Here is a 19,858-nt window from a genome sequence, read left to right as displayed (position 1 = left end):
CTGTCACCCATGCCTGAACACATAGGGCATGTGGAGGGAACGAGGGGAAGTGAAACATCTCAGTACCCTCAGGAAGAGAAAACAACCGTGATTCCGGGAGTAGTGGCGAGCGAAACCGGATGAGGCCAAACCGTATGTGTGTGATACCCGGCAGGGGTTGCGCATGCGGGGTTGTGGGGTTGCACTTCAATAGTCTGCCGGCTGTTGGGCGAGTTAGAAACCGTTGGTGTAGGCGAAGGACATGCGAAAGGTCCGGCGTAGAGGGTAAGACCCCCGTAGCTGAAACATCAACGGCTTGCTTGTGTGATTCCCAAGTAGCACGGGGCCCGAGAAATCCCGTGTGAATCTGGCGGGACCACCCGCTAAGCCTAAATATTCCCTGGTGACCGATAGCGGATAGTACCGTGAGGGAATGGTGAAAAGTACCGCGGGAGCGGAGTGAAATAGTACCTGAAACCGTGTGCCTACAAGCCGTGGGAGCGTCGCTGGTCGTACTTGTACGGTCAGTCGTGACTGCGTGCCTTTTGAAGAATGAGCCTGCGAGTTAGCGGTGTGTAGCGAGGTTAACCCGTGTGGGGAAGCCGTAGCGAAAGCGAGTCCTAATAGGGCGTTTGAGTTGCACGCTCTAGACCCGAAGCGGAGTGATCTAGCCATGGGCAGGTTGAAGCGGCTGTAAGAGGTCGTGGAGGACCGAACCCACCAGGGTTGAAAACCTGGGGGATGACCTGTGGTTAGGGGTGAAAGGCCAATCAAACTCCGTGATAGCTGGTTCTCCCCGAAATGCATTTAGGTGCAGCGTCGTGTGTTTCTTGCCGGAGGTAGAGCACTGGATAGGCGATGGGCCCTACCGGGTTACTGACCTTAGCCAAACTCCGAATGCCGGTAAGTGAGAGCGCGGCAGTGAGACTGTGGGGGATAAGCTCCATGGTCGAGAGGGAAACAGCCCAGAGCATCGACTAAGGCCCCTAAGCGTACGCTAAGTGGAAAAGGATGTGGAGTCGCAGAGACAACCAGGAGGTTGGCTTAGAAGCAGCCATCCTTGAAAGAGTGCGTAATAGCTCACTGGTCAAGTGATTCCGCGCCGACAATGTAGCGGGGCTCAAGCGTACCGCCGAAGTCGTGTCATTCCAGCATATACCTCTAACGGGGGCTGGGATGGGTAGGGGAGCGTCGTGTGCCGGGTGAAGCAGCCGCGGAAGCGAGTTGTGGACGGTTCACGAGTGAGAATGCAGGCATGAGTAGCGATACACACGTGAGAAACGTGTGCGCCGATTGACTAAGGGTTCCTGGGTCAAGCTGATCTGCCCAGGGTAAGTCGGGACCTAAGGCGAGGCCGACAGGCGTAGTCGATGGACAACCGGTTGATATTCCGGTACCCGCTTTGAAACGCCCAATACTGAGCCCATTAATGCTAAGGCCGTGAAGCCGTCCTGGACCCTTCGGGGAAAGGGGAGTGGTGGAGCCGCTGAACCAAGGTGGTAGTAGGTAAGCGATGGGGTGACGCAGGAAGGTAGTCCAGCCCGGGCGGTGGTTGTCCCGGGGTAAGGGTGTAGCCCGTTGTCCAGGTAAATCCGGATGACATGTGGGTGAGACCTGATGCCGAGCCGATTGTGGTGAAGTGGATGATCCTATGCTGTCGAGAAAAGCCTCTAGCGAGTTTCATGGCGGCCCGTACCCTAAACCGACTCAGGTGGTCAGGTAGAGAATACCGAGGCGTTCGGGTGAACTATGGTTAAGGAACTCGGCAAAATGCCCCCGTAACTTCGGGAGAAGGGGGGCCATTCCTGGTGATCATCTTTACGGTGTGAGCTGGGGGTGGCCGCAGAGACCAGCGAGAAGCGACTGTTTACTAAAAACACAGGTCCGTGCGAAGCCGTAAGGCGATGTATACGGACTGACGCCTGCCCGGTGCTGGAACGTTAAGGGGACCGGTTAGTCACATTTCGGTGTGGCGAAGCTGAGAACTTAAGCGCCAGTAAACGGCGGTGGTAACTATAACCATCCTAAGGTAGCGAAATTCCTTGTCGGGTAAGTTCCGACCTGCACGAATGGCGTAACGACTTCTCGACTGTCTCAACCATAGGCCCGGTGAAATTGCACTACGAGTAAAGATGCTCGTTTCGCGCAGAAGGACGGAAAGACCCCGGGACCTTTACTACAGTTTGATATTGGTGTTCGGTTCGGCTTGTGTAGGATAGGTGGGAGACTGTGAAGCGGCCACGCCAGTGGTTGTGGAGTCGTCGTTGAAATACCACTCTGGTCGTGCTGGATGTCTAACCTCGGTCCGTGATCCGGATCAGGGACAGTGTCTGATGGGTAGTTTAACTGGGGCGGTTGCCTCCTAAAGAGTAACGGAGGCGCCCAAAGGTTCCCTCAGCCTGGTTGGCAATCAGGTGTTGAGTGTAAGTGCACAAGGGAGCTTGACTGTGAGACCGACGGGTCGAGCAGGGACGAAAGTCGGGACTAGTGATCCGGCAGTGGCTTGTGGAAGCGCTGTCGCTCAACGGATAAAAGGTACCCCGGGGATAACAGGCTGATCTTCCCCAAGAGTCCATATCGACGGGATGGTTTGGCACCTCGATGTCGGCTCGTCGCATCCTGGGGCTGGAGTCGGTCCCAAGGGTTGGGCTGTTCGCCCATTAAAGCGGTACGCGAGCTGGGTTTAGAACGTCGTGAGACAGTTCGGTCCCTATCCTCTGCGCGCGTAGGAATATTGAGAAGGGCTGTCCCTAGTACGAGAGGACCGGGACGGACGAACCTCTGGTGTGCCAGTTGTCCTGCCAAGGGCATGGCTGGTTGGCTACGTTCGGAAAGGATAACCGCTGAAAGCATCTAAGCGGGAAGCCTGCTTCGAGATGAGTGTTCCCTCCCCCTTTGAGGGGTTAAGGCTCCCAGTAGACGACTGGGTTGATAGGCCAGATGTGGAAGCCCGGTAACGGGTGGAGCTGACTGGTACTAATAGGCCGAGGGCTTGTCCTCAGTTGCTCGCGTCCACTGTGTTAGTTCTGAAATAACGAACGACCGTGTTGTATCCGGTGTTGGTTAATTTCATAGTGTTTCGGTGGTCATTGCGTTAGGGAAACGCCCGGTTACATTCCGAACCCGGAAGCTAAGCCTTTCAGCGCCGATGGTACTGCAGGGGGGACCCTGTGGGAGAGTAGGACGCCGCCGAACAATTTTTAGCCTCAGCCCCGGACCGTTATGGTCCGGGGCTGAGGCATTTTTGCGTTTATGGTCAGGGTATGCGCTACGACCTGGTCATCTTCGACAACGACGGCGTCCTTGTGGACAGTGAGCCGATCTCCAACACCATCCTCGCGGGGTACCTGACCGAGCTGGGGCACCCCACCTCGTACGACGAGTCCCTCCGTGACTACATGGGTGCCGCCGTGCACCGGGTGCACGACACCATCCGGGAGCGGAGCGGACAGCAGCTCCCCGACGACTTCGACGAGACCCTGCACAGCCGGATCTTCGCCGCCTACGAGACCGAGCTCCAGCCGGTCGCCGGTGTCGGCGACGTCCTCGGGGAACTGGTCGCCCAGGGTGTCCCGTACTGCGTCGCCTCCTCCGGTACCCACGAACGGATCCGGGTGAGCCAGCGGGTCACCGGTCTCGACGAGTGGTTCGAGGACGAGTGGATCTTCAGCTCGCAGGACGTCGGCCGGGGCAAGCCGGCGCCGGACCTCTTCCTCCACGCCGCCCAGCAGATGGGCGTGGCCGCCGAGCGGTGCGTCGTCATCGAGGACAGCCCCCTCGGGGTGGCGGCCGCCCATGCGGCCGGGATGGATGTGTACGGGTTTACGGCGATGACTCCCGCCGAGCGGCTCGCCGGGGCGAACGGTTTCTTCTCGAATATGTCGCAGCTGCCCCAACTCCTTGCCTGATCCATCTACCCACCGGTAGGCGAGGGGCCTACTGTGCCGCCATGACGACAGATGTTCGCCTGCGGCACGGCCGGGCCTCTCTGGGGCTCAGCTTCTTCGCGCAGGGCGCCGCGTTCGCTCTCCTGGTGACGCGGATCCCCGCCGTCCAGGACCGTTACGGGATATCCGACGGCCTGCTTCCCGTCTTCCTCGCCGCGGTTCCGGTGCTCGCCGGCCTCAGCAGCGTCGGCACCGAGCAGCTGGTGAAGCGGGTGCGGCCCTCGGCCGTGCTGCGCTGGGCGCAGCCCGTGGTGCTGCTGGCGCTCCTCGGTGCCGCCGCCGGTACCGAGCTCTGGCAGGCGGCTGTCTCACTCGGGGTGTTCGGGCTCGGGGTGGGGGCGCTGGACGCCTCGATGAACATGCTGGGGGTGAGCCTCCAGCGGGCCTATGGGCGCAGCATCATGCTCGGGTTCCACGCCGCGTACAGCCTCGGCGGGATCGCCGGTGCCTCACTGGCGTGGGCCGGGGCGCACTGGCATCTGTCGCTGCTGACGTTGTACTGGCCGGTGGCCGTGGTGCTGCTGCCCGTCTGTCTGGTGGCGAGCCGCTGGTACGCGGATGCCCGGGATGGGGATGTTCCGGCGGCCGGGGCAGGAGCAGGAGCCGGGGCCGGAGGGGGTGCTGAGGCGGCCGGTGGTGGGGCCGGCGGTGCGGCCGGTGGTGCCGGGGGCTCGGTCGTCTTCAGGATGCTGCTGCCGCTCTGCCTTGTGATGGCCTTCGCCTACATCGGTGACTCGACCGTCTCCAACTGGAGCGCCAAATACCTTCAGGACGTACTGGGCAGCTCCGAGCAGCTCTCCACGGTCCCGTACAACGTCTATATGGTCACCACGCTGCTGGGCCGCGCGGTCGGGGACTTCGGGGTGCGGCGCTTCGGGGCGGTGGCCGTGGTGCGGTTCGGGTCGGTCGTCGCGGCTGTCGGGTTCGGGGTGGTGGCCGGTGCGACCGGGCCCTGGGTGGGGATGCTCGGGTTCACGCTGCTGGGCTTCGGGCTCTGTGTGATCGTGCCGCAGACCTTCGCCGCCGCCGGGCGGCTGTTCCCGCACGCGTCCGACGCGGCCATCGCCCGGCTCAACATCTTCAACTACGTGGGGTTCCTGGTCGGCTCGCCGCTGGTGGGCGCCATCGGCGACGCGTGGAACTACCGGGGCGCGATGCTCGTACCGATGGTGCTTGTGCTGGCGACCCTCGTGTACGCCCGCTCGTTCGGCCAGGGGGATGCCCGATACGGTGTCGGGCATGAGCGGCCGCGGACTGTTGATGTGGGACGAAGCAGTAACGAAGTATGACTTCGGGCCCGGCCATCCGATGGATCCGGTGCGGCTCGCACTGACCATGGGGCTGGTCCGGGCGTACGGGCTGGACGGCGCGGTCGATGTCGTCGCCGCCAGACCGGCCGGGGAGTCGACCCTGCGCCTGGTGCACCGGGCGGACTATCTGGACGCGGTGCGGGCGGCGTCGGTGGATCCGGCGGCGGCGGACCTCTCGTACGGGCTGGGGACCCCCGACGATCCGGCCTTCGCCGGGATGCACGAGGTCTCCGCGCTGATCGCCGGCCAGTCCGTCGGTGCGGCTGAGGCGGTGTGGCGCGGCGACACGGACCACGCGGTGAACTTCACGGGCGGGCTGCACCACGCGATGCCGGGTGCGGCCTCCGGGTTCTGCATCTACAACGACGCCGCGCTGGCCATCGCCCGGCTGCTCGAACTGGGGGCGGAGCGGGTCGCGTACGTCGATGTGGACGTGCACCACGGGGACGGGGTGCAGGAGGCGTTCCGGGACGATCCGCGGGTGCTGACCGTCTCGCTGCACGAGCATCCCCGCACGCTCTTTCCCGGTACGGGGTTTCCGACCGAGACGGGCGAGGGCGCGGGGGAGGGGACGGCGGTGAATCTGCCGCTGCCGGCCGGGACCGGTGACGCGGGGTGGCTGCGGGCGTTCCACGCGGTGGTGCCCGAGCTGCTGGCCGACTTCCGGCCGCAGGTGCTGGTGTCGCAGCACGGCGCCGATACGCACTTCGAGGACCCGCTGGCCCATCTGGCGGTCTCGCTGGACGCGCAGCGTGCGGTGCAGGTCGCCTGCCATGAGCTGGCGCACGAGTACGCGGACGGCGGGCGGTGGGTGGCGCTCGGCGGGGGCGGGTACGCGGTGGCCGACGTCGTACCGCGGTCGTGGACGCATCTGGTGGGGATCGCCGGGCATGCCGAGATCGATCCGGAGTCGGTGATCCCGCCGTCCTGGCGGGACGACGTGTATGCGCGGACCCGGGGGGTGGGGCCCGCGCGGATGACCGATGGGCGGTGGCCTGTGGGGTGGCGGTCCTGGGACGAGGGGTACGACCCTGCTGATCGGCTTGATCAGGCTGTGCTTGCTACTCGGCGGGCTGTGTTTCCTCTGCGGGGGTTGTTGGCTTAGGGGGTGGGGTGCGGGGGGTTGTGCGGGTGGGGTTGTGCTGTCGGTCGCCTGGTGCGGGTGGGGCGCCTGCGGCGGGCTTGTCCCCTCCCCGCCCCTTCCCGAAACCGGGGGGCCAGCCCCCGGGCCCCCTTGTGTCCTCAATCGTCGGACGGGCTTGGGTTGCCGGCTGGGCCTGGGGTGCCGGGTGCGCTTGGAGTTGTCGTGCTGGGGCTGGCGTTGCCTGTTGGGTGGTCGCGTTACGCCAACTGTGCCGGATATCCCCGGTTTCGGCCCGGGGGCCGCGTCATTGCGGCACGATCGGCAGGGTGTTGACCACCGGCGCCCTCCGTGCGCATCTGTTGGCGGCCCGGCTGGCCGGGCCCGTGGCCACCCCGCGGGAAGTGAGTCTGCGCAGTTACCGGCTCTTCGCCGCGCGCGATCCGCGGGTGACCCTCGGCATTCATCCCGAACAGGTGTGGGGCGAGCCGGAGTTGCTGCGTCTGATGGCCGAGCGGTGCGGGGTTTCCGGTGATCCGGGGCAGGTGTCGGGGCCCGATGTCATCGACCCGGAGCGGACGCTGGCCGGGCTCGACGCGTTCGCCGTGCGGCTCGGGGAGGCCGCGGCGCGTGGTGCCAGTGTGCTGTTCGGGACCGGGCACCCGCATCGGCTGCTCGGTTTCTACGCCGCGCTGGCAGACGCCCTGTCGGCGGCCGGATGTACTGTCCTCACCCCCGCGCAGGGCCGAAGTGTCGACATAACGACCCGGTTCGGCGTACGCACCCACCTCCTGGAGTACGTACGGGGAGTCGCGCTGATGCGCGAACCCGGCGTGCGGCAGCCGGGAAGTGAGCCCGGCGCACACACCCATTCCCCGCTGCCCGTCCGGGTCGCGCTGGAAGCCGCCGCGGGGGATGCGTACGGCCTGCCGGGGCTGGTCGTCGGCGACCACGGATGGGTCTGCGGGGCAGGTCAGCTGGGGGTCGAGGCGATCGGCCTCGCGGACACCGACGACCCCGCGCTGTTCGTCGGCGAGGCCGAGGGGCGGGTCTCCGTGGCCGTTCCGCTCGACGACGCGGTGCGCCCCCACTACTACCGGCCGCTCATTCGCTATGTACTCAATCGGGCGCTTCTGCCCCAGTAGGGAAGGGGCTGTTGCTCCTCTTCCCCACTCGCACCACCCGCACCTAGTCTGGTGAGTGAGCGCGCCACGACGAAGAGTCACCGGAAGGGGAAGCCGGTGCCCCGTCGGGTGCGGAAGGTTCAGGTGGGTCATGGCTGCTGGGAGTGAGCGACCTCTCAATGAGGTCAGGTTCCTGACCGTGGCGGAAGTCGCCTCGGTGATGCGAGTGTCCAAGATGACCGTGTACCGGCTGGTGCACAGCGGTCATCTGCCGGCGATCCGGGTGGGCAGGTCCTTCCGGGTCCCGGAGCAAGCAGTGCACGCATACCTCCGCGAGTCCTTCGTGGGGGTCCAGACCGCCTAGATGAGCCCGGGGGTTTCCCTCGGATTACGTCCCTCACTCGGCGGCAGGTAGGCTAGGCCGACGTAGGTCGTGTGGGCCCAGACGCCCCGCACCGAGTGAAGAGAAGTGAGCGAGGGTAGTCGTGGGCTCTGTTATCAAGAAGCGGCGCAAGCGGATGGCTAAGAAGAAGCACCGCAAGCTGCTCAAGCGCACCCGCGTTCAGCGTCGCAACAAGAAGTAAGCGGCAGCTGTACGTGGTTCTGAGGCCCTCCCACCAGCATGGTGGGAGGGCCTCTGCGCGTTCCTGCGGGTAGATTTCCGATGACTTCACGCAGCGCATCACCAGTACAGCGCGACAACGAGCCGCTACCGTGGCCCGTACGGGAGTCCGAATGGGAAGGCGCTGATCTTGGGCAAGGTCGTGCTCGTCACCGGAGTGGCCCGGCAGCTCGGAGGCCGGCTCGTGCGCCGCATACTGCGGGACGCCGAGGTGGACCGGGTGATCGCGGTGGACATCGTGGAGCCCGCACACGGGCTGGGTGACGCCGTCTTCGTACGGGCGGACATCCGCCAGCCCGCCATCGCCCGGGTGCTCGCCGAGCACGACGTCGACACGGTCGTGCACATGGACGTGACCGGCACCCCGCTGGGCAGCGGCGGCCGGACGGCGGTCAAGGAGACCAACGTCATCGGCACCATGCAGCTGCTCGGTGCCTGCCAGAAGTCGCCGACCGTCCAGCGCCTGGTGGTCAAGTCCAGCACCAATGTGTACGGGTCGGCGCCCCGCGACCCGGCCGTCTTCACCGAGACGACGCCCCCCAAGTCCCTGCCCAGCGGCGGCTTCGCGAAGGACGCGGTCGAGGTCGAGGGCTATGTACGGGGCTTCGCCCGGCGCAGGCCCGATGTGGCGGTCTGTGTGCTGCGCTTCGCGAACATCCTGGGGCCGAGCACGGACTATCCGCTCGCCGAGTATCTGTCGCTGCCGGTGCTGCCGACCGTGTTCGGCTACGACCCGCGGCTCCAGTTCGTCCATGAGGACGACGTCATCGACGTACTCCGGCTGGCGCTGGGCGAACCGCCGCGCGGGACGCTCAACAGCGGCACCTTCAACATCGCGGGCGACGGGGTGCTGCTGCTCTCGCAGTGCTCGCGGCGGCTGGGCCGGCCGACGGTCCCGGTGCTGCTGCCGGCCGTGAACTGGGTCGGCTCCGCGCTGCGGACCGTGGGCGTCACCGACTTCTCGCCGGAGCAGATCCGGCTGCTCACCCATGGCCGGGTCGTCAGTACGGTGCAGATGCGCGAGACACTGGGGTTCGTGCCGAGGTATTCCACGGCCGGGGCCTTCGAGGACTTCGCGCTCAGCCGCGGCGACGGGCTGCTGCCGCCGCGGGCGCTGGCGCGGGCCGTCGACCGGGTCGCCGCCTTCGCCGAGTCCGTAGGTCCGGCAGGACCCTCCGCTGCCGCCGGTGCCGCCCGACCCGTGATTCCCGCCCACTCCGTCAGCAAGGAGCGCATCTGACATGGCCGATGCCAAGGTCATCCCCTTCGGCGACGAGCCGCGAGCGAGGCGGAACAGGAGCGGCGGCAAGGCCGCCAAGCGGTCCGGGACGCGCGGCAGGGCCGCCACGGGACCGCTCGCGCCCGTGCCGGAGCAGCAGTCGGGGCCCGAACCGTCCGAGGGGACCGAGCCGGCCGAGGCGTCCGGGCGTACGGAGCCCCCGGCGCAGGGCGCCGCCGTGAGGGACCGGGCGGACCGCGCGGAGACCGGCGGCGACTGGGACCGGCGGATCGCCGGCGGGCTGGCCTTTCTGCGGCGCCGGATCACTGGTGAGTACGACGTCGACGAGTTCGGGTACGACAAGGAGCTCACCGACCAGGTGCTGATGTCGGCGGTGCGGCCGCTGTACGAGAAGTACTTCCGTGTCGAGGTGAAGGGCATCGAGAACATCCCGTCGGACGGCGGGGCGCTCGTCGTCGCCAACCACTCGGGGACGCTGCCGCTCGACGGGCTGATGCTCCAGGTCGCCGTCCACGACCAGCACCCGGCGGAGCGCCATCTGCGGCTGCTCGCCGCGGATCTGGTCTTCATGCTGCCGGTCGTCAACGAGCTGGCCAGGAAGGCCGGGCACACGCTGGCGTGTGCGGAGGACGCGGAGCGGCTGCTGCAGCGCGGTGAGGTCGTCGGGGTGATGCCCGAGGGGTTCAAGGGCATCGGGAAGCCGTTCTCCGACCGGTACAAGCTCCAGCGGTTCGGGCGGGGCGGCTTCGTGTCGACCGCGCTGCGGGCCGGGGTGCCGATCGTGCCGTGCTCGATCGTCGGCGCCGAGGAGATCTACCCGATGATCGGGAACGCGAAGACGGTGGCGCGGCTGCTGGGCTTCCCGTATTTCCCGGTCACGCCGACGTTTCCGTGGCTGGGGCCGCTGGGCCTGGTGCCGCTGCCGACGAAGTGGACCATCCAGTTCGGTGAGCCGATTCCGACGGACGGGTTCCCCGAGGAGGCCGCGGAGGATCCGATGCTGATGTTCAACCTGACGGACCAGGTGCGGGAGCAGATCCAGCACACGCTGTACAAGCTGCTCGTACAGCGCCGGTCGGTCTTCTTCTGACCGGCTCTCTCCGGACGAACGGAAAGGTGCGGGGCCCGTGATCTTCCGGGCCCCGCACCTTCCTTTTGGTACGGGTACTGCTGGTCGCTCCGTGCTACGGGGCGTCCTCGCCGCTGATGCCCAGGCCCGGGAGCAGGCCGGGGAGCAGCGGGGGGAGGGTGACGTCCGGTGCGGGCTTGCTGCCTTCGCCGGACTTGCCGGTGCCTTCGGACGAGGACGAGCCGCTGCTCTTCGGCGGGTCGAGCAGACCGCCCGTGTTGCCGCCGATCAGGCCCTGGTCGGCCTTGCCGCTCTCGGAGCCGGACGGCTGCGGCCTGGTGTCGTCCTTGCCGCTGTGGTGCGGGGCGGCCGATGTGGGGCCGGGGCGGCCGGTGCCGGGGGTGGCCGGCTTCGTCGTGCCCGGGTGCCCTGGGGTGCGGGCGGTGGTGCCTGGGGTCTGCGGCAGCTGGGACTGGAGCGGACCGACCTCCTGGTCTATGGCGTCGAAGACCGAGTTGACCTGGTTTCCGACGTCGTGGAGCTGGACGGGCAGCCGGCCCCGGAGCTTGCTCCAGGTCTCCCGGTGCGAGCGGGAGAACGAGGAGAGGGTCTGGATCGGGCCGAGTGTCCCGTTCCTCGCGTACGCCTCGTGCAGCAGCCGGTGACCTTCTCCGGCGTCGTGGTTCATTCCGTTCAACGCGCGTCTGACTTCGCCCAGTTGCTCGTGGTCGAGCCGGCCCGCCCGGTCGCGCTCCAGGAGGCGGCGTGCCTCCTGGAGACGGGTGGAAGCCTGGTCGAGGTAGATCTCACCGCGGGCGGCGTCGTCGTTCGCCATTCCCAGCTTGAGATCTTCCATGCCGCGCTTCAGCCCGTACAGCGAATCACCGGGGAGGGCGTCGGAGCTGGCAGCCGCGACGCCGCTGAAGGCTCCGGCCGCGACGCCGACGGTGAGTCCGCCCGCAGCGAGGCCCTTCGACCAGCGGGAGCGGGGGCGCAATTTCCGGAGCGGGGACGCCCGGTGGGCGCCTCGGCCGGTCCGCTGTTCGGGCACCTGAGGGCCCTCGGACACACCTCCCCCCGCGAGCATCGTCTCCATGGCCGCGACGAGCTGGGCTCGTTGCACCACTTTGACCTCAGGATCCAGCTGTGGTTTCGGTAGCTCTTCGAGCCCGGTCACCAGGGCCAGCAACTGCCCCTGTGTACTCGGTTCGGTGGGAGCTTCGGGCTGGTCGGCCGCCGAGCCCTGGAGTGTCTGCTCCTCCAGGGCCTGGGCGAAGGCGTTCGCCCGCCGGTGTGCCGAAACTTGTCCGATCACTGGCGGCACCTCCTCTCGTCATGACGATCGACTCCCCTCGGGGTCCGGAAGGTTGCCCACCTTGAGTGCTTCCACTCGATCGGGTGAGTACCTGCGGGCGTGGCTTGACCACAGGGAGCCTGCATCCGACACAACGAGCCGCACAGCACTTGGGTTACGGACGAAAGATGATCGGACCGCAGTGTCATGAGGCCATGACTGACGGTGAGTTGTGATCAGCGTGCGTCATCGGGGAGGAGTCGCGCCAGGGTGCGCACGGCCCGGTACTGGAGCGTCTTGATGGCGCCCTCGTTCTTGCCCATGGCCCGGGCGGTCTCGGCCACGGAGAGCCCTTGCAGGAAGCGCAGGGTCACGCACTCCTGTTGCTGGGGATTGAGCTTCCGTACGGCCTCGAGCAGGGCGGCGTTGGAGAGGGACTCCAGGACGGAGTCCTCGGGACTGCGCTCGACCTCGTTGGCGTCGAGCATTTCGCCCGTGGTCACTTCGAGCCGGAATCGGCTCGACTTGAAGTGGTCGGCGACCAGGTTCCGGGCGATCGTGACCAGCCAGGCGCCGAAGTCGCGCCCTTGCCAGGTGAAGGTGGAGATACGGCGCAGAGCGCGCAGGAAGGTCTCGCTGGTGAGATCCTCCGCCGTCGCCTTCCCGCCGACGCGGTAGTAGATGTAGCGGTAGACCGTGTCGCTGTACTGGTCGTAGAGCCGCCCGAAGGCGTCGGCCTCGCCGGCCTGAGCGCGTTCGACGAGGTCCATCATGCGTGCGCTGTCGCTGTCGGCCGCAGGCCGACGGGCGGTGGACGTGCCGGTGCCGCCGCGGCTGCGTCTGCCGACCGCCGCACCGCCATCGGCGAGGGCATAGCAGGGGCCGGCAGGCGCGGCTGTGGCAAATGCGGGGACGGCGTACGCGGTGGGGACAAAGCCGCGCAGCTGGTCAAGGACCGTTGTGCGCAGCGTAGCCAGGCCCGAGGCGTCAACCCCGACGTGTGGGTACACGGGACTCCCAGAGGCAGAGCTTCCATCACGTGCAGTGCTGGATGATTCACTCGACGTGATGGCGAGTGAGGTCCGGTATGCGTCTGAGGAGAATAACGCTTCGTACAGGCAGTGCTACACCCAGTTGCTCAAATCATCGATTACGTCGCTTCTGTTACGTCTACACGTCGGATCAAGTAGCACTTCGTGACCGTTTATTGATCGGATAGCCTCACGATCCGTTTGATTGCGGGGTCACTTGTGCGCGAGCGGCCGCAACGGGACTGGCGGCGGGTGCAGGGGGGTAAGAAGTTCGATTCGCCCGCGCTCTCGGGAGTGGCGCGGGCGCGGAGAGCTGTTGACGTTCCGGTCAGCGACGGCTGACGCACGGACGGCCGGGCCGCCCGGGGGCGGTGGCTCGGTGGCGGCTCAGGTGAGCGGACCGGCGGGGGCGCTCGGTGGCTGCGGTGGCTCGCCGGGACGGCTCAGTGGCGGCGGCGGTGCAGGGCGACCGCGGCGGCGGTGCCGCCCGCGAGCGCGCCGACCCCGGCCGCGGCCGGGATGCCGACCTTGGCCGCCTTGCGTCCGGTGCGGTAGTCGCGCAGCCGCCACTCGCGCTCGCGGGCGTAACGGGCCAGCTTCGCGTCGGGGTTGATCGCGTACGGGTGGCCGACGAGCGAGAGCATCGGGATGTCGTTGTGCGAGTCGCTGTACGCGGCGCAGCGCGTCAGGTCGAGGCCCTCGGCGGCGGCGAGCGCCCGTACCGCCTCGGCCTTCGCCGGGCCGTGCAGCGGTTCGCCCACGAGGCGCCCGGTGTAGACGCCGTCCATCGACTCCGCGACCGTGCCGAGCGCCCCGGTCAGGCCGAGGCGGCGGGCGATGATCGTCGCGGTCTCCACGGGTGCGGCCGTGACCAGCCAGACCTTCTGGCCCGCGTCCAGGTGGGCCTGGGCGAGGGCGCGGGTGCCCGGCCAGATGCGGTCGGCCATGTACTCGTCGTAGATCTCCTCGCCGATGGACATCAGCTCGGAGACGCGGTGGCCCTTGACGATGGACAGGGCGCTCTCGCGGGCGTCCTGCATATGGTCGGGGTCCTCGACGCCCGCCAGCCGGAACCACGCCTGCTGCCAGGCGAACCTGGCCAGCTCGCGGCGCTGGAAGAACTTCCGCTTGTACAGGCCGCGGCCGAAGTGGAAGATCGCGGCGCCCTGCATCACGGTGTTGTCGAGGTCGAAGAAGGCCGCGGCCAGACTGTCGCCCGCGACGGGGAACTCGGGCTCCGGGGTTGCCTCTTCGGCGGATTCCCCGGGTGCGCCGGACGTGTCGGTCCCGGTCGCCGCCGGTTCCTGCGAGGACTTCCGGGCTGCTTCGGCTGCGGCCTCGCCTGCCAGCACACTGCGTGCTGTCGCCGAGCGCCTGCGGGGGGTGAGCCATCCCAGTGCGGCCATGGTGCGAGCATAGCCAGTTCGGTGGAGCGTTCCTCACCTGACGGAATGCGGGGGAGTGAACTCTGGGCCGCGAATGTACGCGGATGTACTCCGTTACCGGTCCGTGGACCCGACGGTGGTGGGGCGTGTCCGTGCGGGCGGCGGAGAATGGGGGGTATGAGTCCTCTGTTCCGCCGCAGCGCCGGTCAAGGAAATCCCGCCGAGCGGGTCGTCACTCTGGTCGGGAAGCCCGGGTGCCATCTCTGTGACGACGCACGTGCCGTGGTGTCCGCGGTGTGCGCGGAGACCGGTGCGGGGTGGGAGGAGAAGGACATCACCCAGGACGCGGCGCTCAACGACGCGTACTGGGAACAGATTCCGGTCGTACTCGTCGACGGGGAGCAGCACACCTTCTGGCGGGTCGACCCCGACCGGCTGCGCCGCGCGCTGCGTTCCTGACCGCGGCGGAGGGGCGGGGGGCCGGCCGGCGCGGAGCTTCGTACGCGAAATACAGCTACCATCGTGGGCGATTTGAGCGGTCTCGGGGGCGTAGGCGTGAGGAGTGTGTGCGGTTTTGTCCCCTTTGGGATCTCAACGCATTGGATCAGCCCGCGGTTCCGTCAATGCGCCGCCGAAGTGCGTGACCCCGGTCACTTTGCACGGACAAAACGGACACTATCTTTGTGCACGCGTTCACAAAGACATAGCCTGCATTCGACGGGGCGGTCCTGCTGGATGTGGCCGCCTGCAGCCTCGCTCATCCCGCAGGAGCACCGTGGCAACTGGCCGAACTCACCGACCGGCGACCCGTAGCCGAGGAATCCCCGAGGCCACCGTCGCCCGACTCCCGCTGTACCTCCGCGCCCTCACCGGTCTGTCGGAGCGCTCCGTGCCCACGGTCTCGTCCGAGGAGCTCGCCGCGGCGGCCGGGGTCAACTCGGCGAAGCTGCGCAAGGACTTCTCCTACCTGGGTTCGTACGGGACCAGGGGCGTCGGTTACGACGTCGAATATCTCGTATACCAGATCTCGCGTGAGCTGGGTCTCACCCAGGACTGGCCGGTCGTCATCGTCGGAATCGGTAACCTCGGCGCCGCGCTCGCCAACTACGGCGGGTTCGCCTCGCGTGGATTCCGGGTCGCCGCGCTGATCGACGCCGATCCGGCCATGGCCGGGAAGCCGGTGGCCGGGATCCCGGTCCAGCACAGCGACGACCTCGAGAAGATCATCTCGGACAACGGCGTCTCCATCGGCGTCATCGCCACCCCCGCGGGTGCGGCGCAGCCGGTGTGTGAGCGGCTCGTCGCCGCGGGTGTCACCTCGATCCTGAACTTCGCGCCCACCGTGCTCTCGGTGCCCGAAGGTGTCGACGTACGCAAGGTCGACCTCTCCATCGAGCTGCAGATCCTGGCCTTCCACGAGCAGCGGAAGGCCGGTGAGGGCGCGCCCGCGGGCCCGGACGCCGACGCACCTCCGGTCCGGGGCGCCGCACACGCGGCGGCCGCCGCCGCGCACACCGTGAACGCACGTACCGCCCACACCGACCGGAAGGGACCCGACGGGGATATGCCCGCCGTGATGCCGGCATGAGTCTTCTGGTCGTCGGAGTCAGCCACCGCAGCGCGCCCGTCAGCGTGCTGGAGCGGGCGGCGCTCTCCGCTGATGCGCAGGCCAAGCTGTTGCAGGACACGCTGGCCGCCGAGCCCGCCGCCGAGGCGGCGACGCTCGCCACCTGCAACCGCATCGAGCTGTACGCCGACGTGGACAAGTTCCACGCGGGCGTCGCCGAGCTGTCCACGCTGCTCGCACAGCACTGCGGTGTCGGGCTCGAAGAGCTCACTCCTTATCTCTATGTGCACTACGAGGACCGGGCCGTCCACCACCTCTTCTCGGTGGCGTGCGGGCTGGACTCCATGGTCGTGGGCGAGGGCCAGATCCTCGGCCAGATCAAGGACGCGCTCGCGCTCGGCCAGGAACTGCACACCGCGGGGCGGCTGTTGAACGATCTGTTCCAGCAGGCTCTGCGGGTCGGCAAGCGCGCGCACAGCGAGACCGGCATCGACCGGGCCGGGCAGTCGGTGGTCACCTTCGGCCTCGAACAGCTCGCCGGCGGCGCGGATGTGGCCGGCTGGGCCCGGGGCAAGCGCGCCCTGGTGATCGGCGCGGGCTCGATGTCCTCGCTGGCCGCCGCGACGCTGGCCCGCGCGGGCGCCGGGGAGATCGTCGTCGCCAACCGGACGCAGGCGCGTGCGGAGCGGCTCGCGGAGATCCTCGGCGGCGCCGGGGTGACCGCTTCGGCCGTCCCCATGGACGCCGTCGACGGGGAGCTGGCCCGTGCCGACCTCGTCGTCTCCTGTACGGGGGCGACCGGTCTCGTACTGACGGCGGAGTCCGTGGCCCGCGCGCTCGGCGAGGAGTTCACCCCCGCGGAGCCCGCCGCCGAACCCGTCCCCGATGTGCCCGCCGACGCCACGGCCGCCACCGCAGCCGCGCGCGCGGTCGACGCGCTCGAACAGCACGGCGCCTGGGCCGGCACCGCCGGATCCGCCGCCCCGCGCCCCGTGCGCAGGCTCGCGGCCGGCCCCGCCGACGGTGGGGTTCCGCCGCGCCTGGCCCTGCTCGACCTGGCCATGCCGCGTGACATCGACGCGGCGGTCCACCGCATCAGCGGTGCCCGCCTGGTCGACATCGAGTCGCTGGCCGACGCGTCGGCCGACGCCCCGATGGCCGCCGATGTCGACGCCGTACGCACCATCGTCTCGGACGAGGTCGCCGCGTTCGGCGCGGCCCAGCGGGCCGCCCACATCACTCCGACCGTCGTGGCCCTGCGCACCATGGCCGCCGGCGTCGTCGCCGGTGAGATCGCGCGGCTCGACGGACGCCTCCCCGACCTGGACGACAAGGAGCGCGCCGAGATCTCGCAGACCGTGCGCCGTGTCGTCGACAAGCTCCTGCACGCGCCCACCGTGCGGGTCAAGCAGCTCGCGAGCGAGCCCGGCGGCGCCGGGTACGCGGACGCGCTGCGGGAACTCTTCGACCTCGACCCACTGACGGTCGCGGCCGTCAGCAGGGCCGATCTGACCGACCTGAGCAACACAGACGTCAAGAACCGAGGGCGGGCATGACCGATGCCTTGAGGCTGGGGACCAGGCGCAGCAAGCTCGCCATGGCGCAGTCAGGACAAATCGCCGAGGCGGTGCGGCAGATCACGGGTCGCCCCGTGGAACTCGTCGAGATCACCACGTACGGGGACACCTCCCGTGAGCATCTGTCGCAGATCGGGGGGACCGGTGTGTTCGTCACCGCCCTGCGTGACGCGCTGGTGAGCGGCGAGGTCGACTTCGCCGTGCACTCGCTGAAGGATCTGCCGACGGCGGAGCCGGACGGCCTGGTGCTGGCCGCGATCCCGGTCCGTGAGGACCCCAGGGATGTGCTGATCTCGCGGGACGGGCTGACGTTCGAGCAGCTGCCGGACGGCGCCCGGATCGGGACCGGTGCGGCGCGCAGGACGGCGCAGCTCAACGCGTACGCCCGTAACCACGGGATGCGCATCGAGACCGTGCCGATCCGCGGCAACATCGACACCCGGATCGACTTCGTCCGCAAGGGGGAGCTGGACGCGGTGGTTCTCGCCGCGGCCGGGCTGCACCGTGCCGGGCGGGCCGCCGAAGTGACCGAGTACCTCCCGGTCGACATCATCTTGCCTTCCCCCGGCCAGGGGGCCCTGGCGGTCGAGTGCGTGGCATCCCGCGCTGATCTCGTCGCCCAGCTCGCCGAGCTCGACGACCCGTACACCCGGGCCGCCGTGACCGCCGAGCGATCCCTGCTCGCCGCCCTGGAGGCCGGTTGCAGTGCGCCTGTTGGCGCACTGGCCGACGTCCTGGCCGACGGGCAGGTTGTCACCGAGATGCGCCTGCGCGGTGTCGTCGGTTCGCCCGACGGTTCCTCGCTGGTGCAGTTGTCCACCACCGGTCCCGTACCCACGTCGCACGAAGGCACCGAGGCGCTCGGACGCGAACTCGCGTCCGAGATGCTGGCCAAGGGTGCGGCCGGTCTTATGGGGGAGCGAGCACGATGAACCCCACCTCGAACCTGCCAGCCGCCCTTCCCGCACACGGGCACGTCACCTTCCTCGGTGCCGGACCCGGGGATCCGGGACTTCTCACACTGCGCGCCGTCGAAGCGCTCGCGAGTGCGGATGTACTGATCGCCGAGCCACAGGTGCTCGATGTCGTACGCAGCCATGCGCGGGCGACCGTAAGCACGCCTCAGCTGACGGTTGTTGACGAAGCGTCAACAGCCGCCGGGATCCCGGCCATCCGAGATGCGGGCAATCTTGTCATGGAGGCCGCACGGGGTGGCAGGCGGGTCGTCCGTGCTGTCACCGGGGATCCCGGACTCGACGGCAACTCCAGTGAGGAGATGCTGGCCTGCGCCTCCGCGGGCATCCCGTTCGAGGTCGTCCCCGGTGTCTCGACCGCGGTGGGTGTCTCCGCGTACGCCGGGGTGCCGCTGCGTGACGCGCAGGGCACCGACGTCCGTTTCGTCGACGCCCGTACGGCGTCCGACCGCTGCTGGAGCGAGGTCGGCGCGAGCGATGCGACCGCCGTCGTCTCCACGACGCTCGACACGGTCGGCGCCGCCGCCGGTGAACTGGTCGCGGCGGGCCGTAAGCCCGACACCCCGATGTCCGTCACCGTCGCCGGTACGACCACCCGCCAGCGCACCTGGTCCGCGACGCTGGGCACGGTCGCCCAGGTGCTCAAGCAGGCCAAGGTGCTGCCGTCGCCCGATGGGCACCAGCCGGTCATAGCCGTGGTCGGCGAGCACAGCTCGGCCGCCAGGCGCGACCAGTTGTCGTGGTTCGAGTCGAAGCCGCTCTTCGGGTGGCGGGTGCTCGTTCCGCGTACGAAGGAGCAGGCGGCCTCGCTCTCCGACCAGCTGCGTTCCTACGGCGCTGTGCCGCACGAGGTCCCCACCATCGCCGTCGAACCGCCGCGCACCCCGCAGCAGATGGAGCGCGCGGTCAAGGGCCTCGTCACGGGGCGCTACGAGTGGATCGCCTTCACCAGCGTGAACGCCGTCAAGGCGGTCCGGGAGAAGTTCGAGGAGTACGGGCTCGACGCCCGTGCCTTCGCGGGGATCAAGGTCGCCGCCGTCGGCGAGCAGACCGCGGCCTCGCTGGTCGAGTTCGGCGTCAAGCCCGATCTCGTACCGAGCGGCGAGCAGTCGGCTGCCGGTCTGCTGGAGGACTGGCCGCCGTACGACCCGGTCTTCGACCCGATCGACCGGGTGTTCCTGCCGCGCGCCGACATCGCCACCGAGACCCTGGTGGCCGGGCTGATCGAGCTGGGCTGGGAGGTCGACGACGTCACCGCCTACCGCACGGTGCGTGCGTCGCCGCCGCCGGCCGACACCCGTGAGGCGATCAAGGGCGGCGGTTTCGACGCGGTCCTCTTCACCTCTTCGAGCACGGTCCGCAACCTGGTGGGGATCGCGGGCAAGCCGCACAACGTCACGGTCATCGCCTGCATCGGTCCCGCCACGGCCAAGACGGCCGAGGAGCACGGGCTGCGGGTGGACGTGCTCTCGCCCGAGCCCTCGGTGCACAGACTCGCGGAGGCGCTCGCCGAGTTCGGCGCGCAGCGCCGTGAGGCGGCCCGGGAGGCGGGCGAGGCGGTCACCCGCCCCAGCGAGCGCCGTCCGGGCGGCCGCAGGCGTCGCACCACCTGAGGCGGGGCAGCCGGCCCGGAGAGTTCGAGGAGCCGGGACGGTTCG

General features: G+C 68.3%; 16 protein-coding genes and 2 rRNA genes (1 of these 18 only partly in view). 15 read left to right on the top strand and 3 right to left on the bottom strand.

Going from position 1 to position 19,858, the window contains the following annotated elements:
• From OG510_RS15895 to OG510_RS15850, 10 genes are all read left to right on the top strand, one after another.
• Nucleotides 1-2,979: ribosomal RNA gene (locus OG510_RS15895) — 23S ribosomal RNA — on the top strand; it begins 145 nt to the left of the window's first position.
• Nucleotides 2,980-3,057: 78 nt separating this feature from the next.
• Nucleotides 3,058-3,174, top strand: a 5S ribosomal RNA gene (rrf, locus tag OG510_RS15890).
• 68 nt (nucleotides 3,175-3,242) lie between these two features.
• Entirely contained in the window at nucleotides 3,243-3,887 is a 645-nt protein-coding gene (locus OG510_RS15885) for an HAD family hydrolase (RefSeq protein WP_406137512.1), read from the top strand.
• Nucleotides 3,888-3,928: 41 nt separating this feature from the next.
• Nucleotides 3,929-5,215, top strand: coding sequence for an MFS transporter (locus OG510_RS15880; RefSeq protein WP_406137511.1), 1,287 nt, complete (start codon nucleotides 3,929-3,931; stop codon nucleotides 5,213-5,215).
• Complete coding sequence (locus OG510_RS15875) at nucleotides 5,166-6,341, top strand: acetoin utilization protein AcuC (RefSeq protein WP_406137509.1); 1,176 nt, start codon at nucleotides 5,166-5,168, stop codon at nucleotides 6,339-6,341. The genes OG510_RS15880 and OG510_RS15875 overlap by 50 nt, the downstream gene beginning before the upstream one ends.
• Nucleotides 6,342-6,646: 305 nt before the next feature.
• Nucleotides 6,647-7,462: a phosphatase gene (locus tag OG510_RS15870; protein ID WP_406137507.1), complete on the top strand. Its 816-nt coding sequence runs from the start codon at nucleotides 6,647-6,649 to the stop codon at nucleotides 7,460-7,462.
• Nucleotides 7,463-7,592: 130 nt separating this feature from the next.
• Complete coding sequence (locus tag OG510_RS15865; protein ID WP_164266407.1) at nucleotides 7,593-7,805, top strand: helix-turn-helix domain-containing protein; 213 nt, start codon at nucleotides 7,593-7,595, stop codon at nucleotides 7,803-7,805.
• 121 nt (nucleotides 7,806-7,926) lie between these two features.
• Nucleotides 7,927-8,025 (top strand): 30S ribosomal protein bS22, encoded by a 99-nt coding sequence (locus tag OG510_RS15860; protein ID WP_003948845.1) that lies wholly within the window; start codon nucleotides 7,927-7,929, stop codon nucleotides 8,023-8,025.
• 168 nt (nucleotides 8,026-8,193) lie between these two features.
• The gene (locus OG510_RS15855; protein ID WP_406137505.1) at nucleotides 8,194-9,303 is read left to right on the top strand and encodes an NAD-dependent epimerase/dehydratase family protein; all 1,110 of its coding nucleotides are present in this window, start codon (nucleotides 8,194-8,196) and stop codon (nucleotides 9,301-9,303) included.
• Nucleotide 9,304: 1 nt separating this feature from the next.
• A complete protein-coding gene (locus OG510_RS15850) occupies nucleotides 9,305-10,393 on the top strand; it encodes a lysophospholipid acyltransferase family protein (RefSeq protein ID WP_406137501.1) in 1,089 nt (362 codons plus the stop codon).
• Nucleotides 10,394-10,487: 94 nt separating this feature from the next.
• On the opposite strand, the gene OG510_RS15845 is transcribed toward OG510_RS15850, so the two are convergent.
• The 3 genes from OG510_RS15845 to OG510_RS15835 form a co-directional block, all read right to left on the bottom strand.
• A complete protein-coding gene (locus OG510_RS15845) occupies nucleotides 10,488-11,687 on the bottom strand; it encodes a DUF5667 domain-containing protein (RefSeq protein ID WP_406137500.1) in 1,200 nt (399 codons plus the stop codon).
• Nucleotides 11,688-11,902: 215 nt separating this feature from the next.
• Complete coding sequence (locus OG510_RS15840) at nucleotides 11,903-12,676, bottom strand: ECF subfamily RNA polymerase sigma factor, BldN family (protein WP_164266411.1); 774 nt, start codon at nucleotides 12,674-12,676, stop codon at nucleotides 11,903-11,905.
• Nucleotides 12,677-13,140: 464 nt separating this feature from the next.
• Complete coding sequence (locus OG510_RS15835) at nucleotides 13,141-14,103, bottom strand: HAD family hydrolase (protein ID WP_406137498.1); 963 nt, start codon at nucleotides 14,101-14,103, stop codon at nucleotides 13,141-13,143.
• A gap of 156 nt (nucleotides 14,104-14,259) precedes the next feature.
• Here OG510_RS15835 and OG510_RS15830 point away from each other — a divergent pair, with 156 nt between their 5' ends.
• The 5 genes from OG510_RS15830 (at nucleotide 14,260) to OG510_RS15810 (ending at nucleotide 19,813) form a co-directional block, all read left to right on the top strand.
• A complete protein-coding gene (locus OG510_RS15830) occupies nucleotides 14,260-14,541 on the top strand; it encodes a glutaredoxin family protein (RefSeq protein WP_406137497.1) in 282 nt (93 codons plus the stop codon).
• 316 nt (nucleotides 14,542-14,857) lie between these two features.
• Nucleotides 14,858-15,670, top strand: a complete 813-nt coding sequence (locus OG510_RS15825) for a redox-sensing transcriptional repressor Rex (RefSeq protein WP_406137496.1) — start codon at nucleotides 14,858-14,860, stop codon at nucleotides 15,668-15,670.
• The gene (locus OG510_RS15820; protein ID WP_406137494.1) at nucleotides 15,667-17,205 is read left to right on the top strand and encodes a glutamyl-tRNA reductase; all 1,539 of its coding nucleotides are present in this window, start codon (nucleotides 15,667-15,669) and stop codon (nucleotides 17,203-17,205) included. The genes OG510_RS15825 and OG510_RS15820 overlap by 4 nt, the downstream gene beginning before the upstream one ends.
• Nucleotides 17,202-18,158: a hydroxymethylbilane synthase gene (hemC, locus tag OG510_RS15815; RefSeq protein WP_406137492.1), complete on the top strand. Its 957-nt coding sequence runs from the start codon at nucleotides 17,202-17,204 to the stop codon at nucleotides 18,156-18,158. Before OG510_RS15820 ends, hemC begins: the two co-directional genes overlap by 4 nt.
• Complete coding sequence (locus OG510_RS15810) at nucleotides 18,155-19,813, top strand: bifunctional uroporphyrinogen-III C-methyltransferase/uroporphyrinogen-III synthase (protein WP_164264194.1); 1,659 nt, start codon at nucleotides 18,155-18,157, stop codon at nucleotides 19,811-19,813. Before hemC ends, OG510_RS15810 begins: the two co-directional genes overlap by 4 nt.
• Nucleotides 19,814-19,858 lie beyond the last annotated feature (45 nt).

This window comes from Streptomyces sp. NBC_01089, assembly GCF_045162975.1.
In the GTDB taxonomy this organism is placed as follows: domain Bacteria; phylum Actinomycetota; class Actinomycetes; order Streptomycetales; family Streptomycetaceae; genus Streptomyces.
This window is presented reverse-complemented; position numbering and strand designations above follow the sequence as displayed.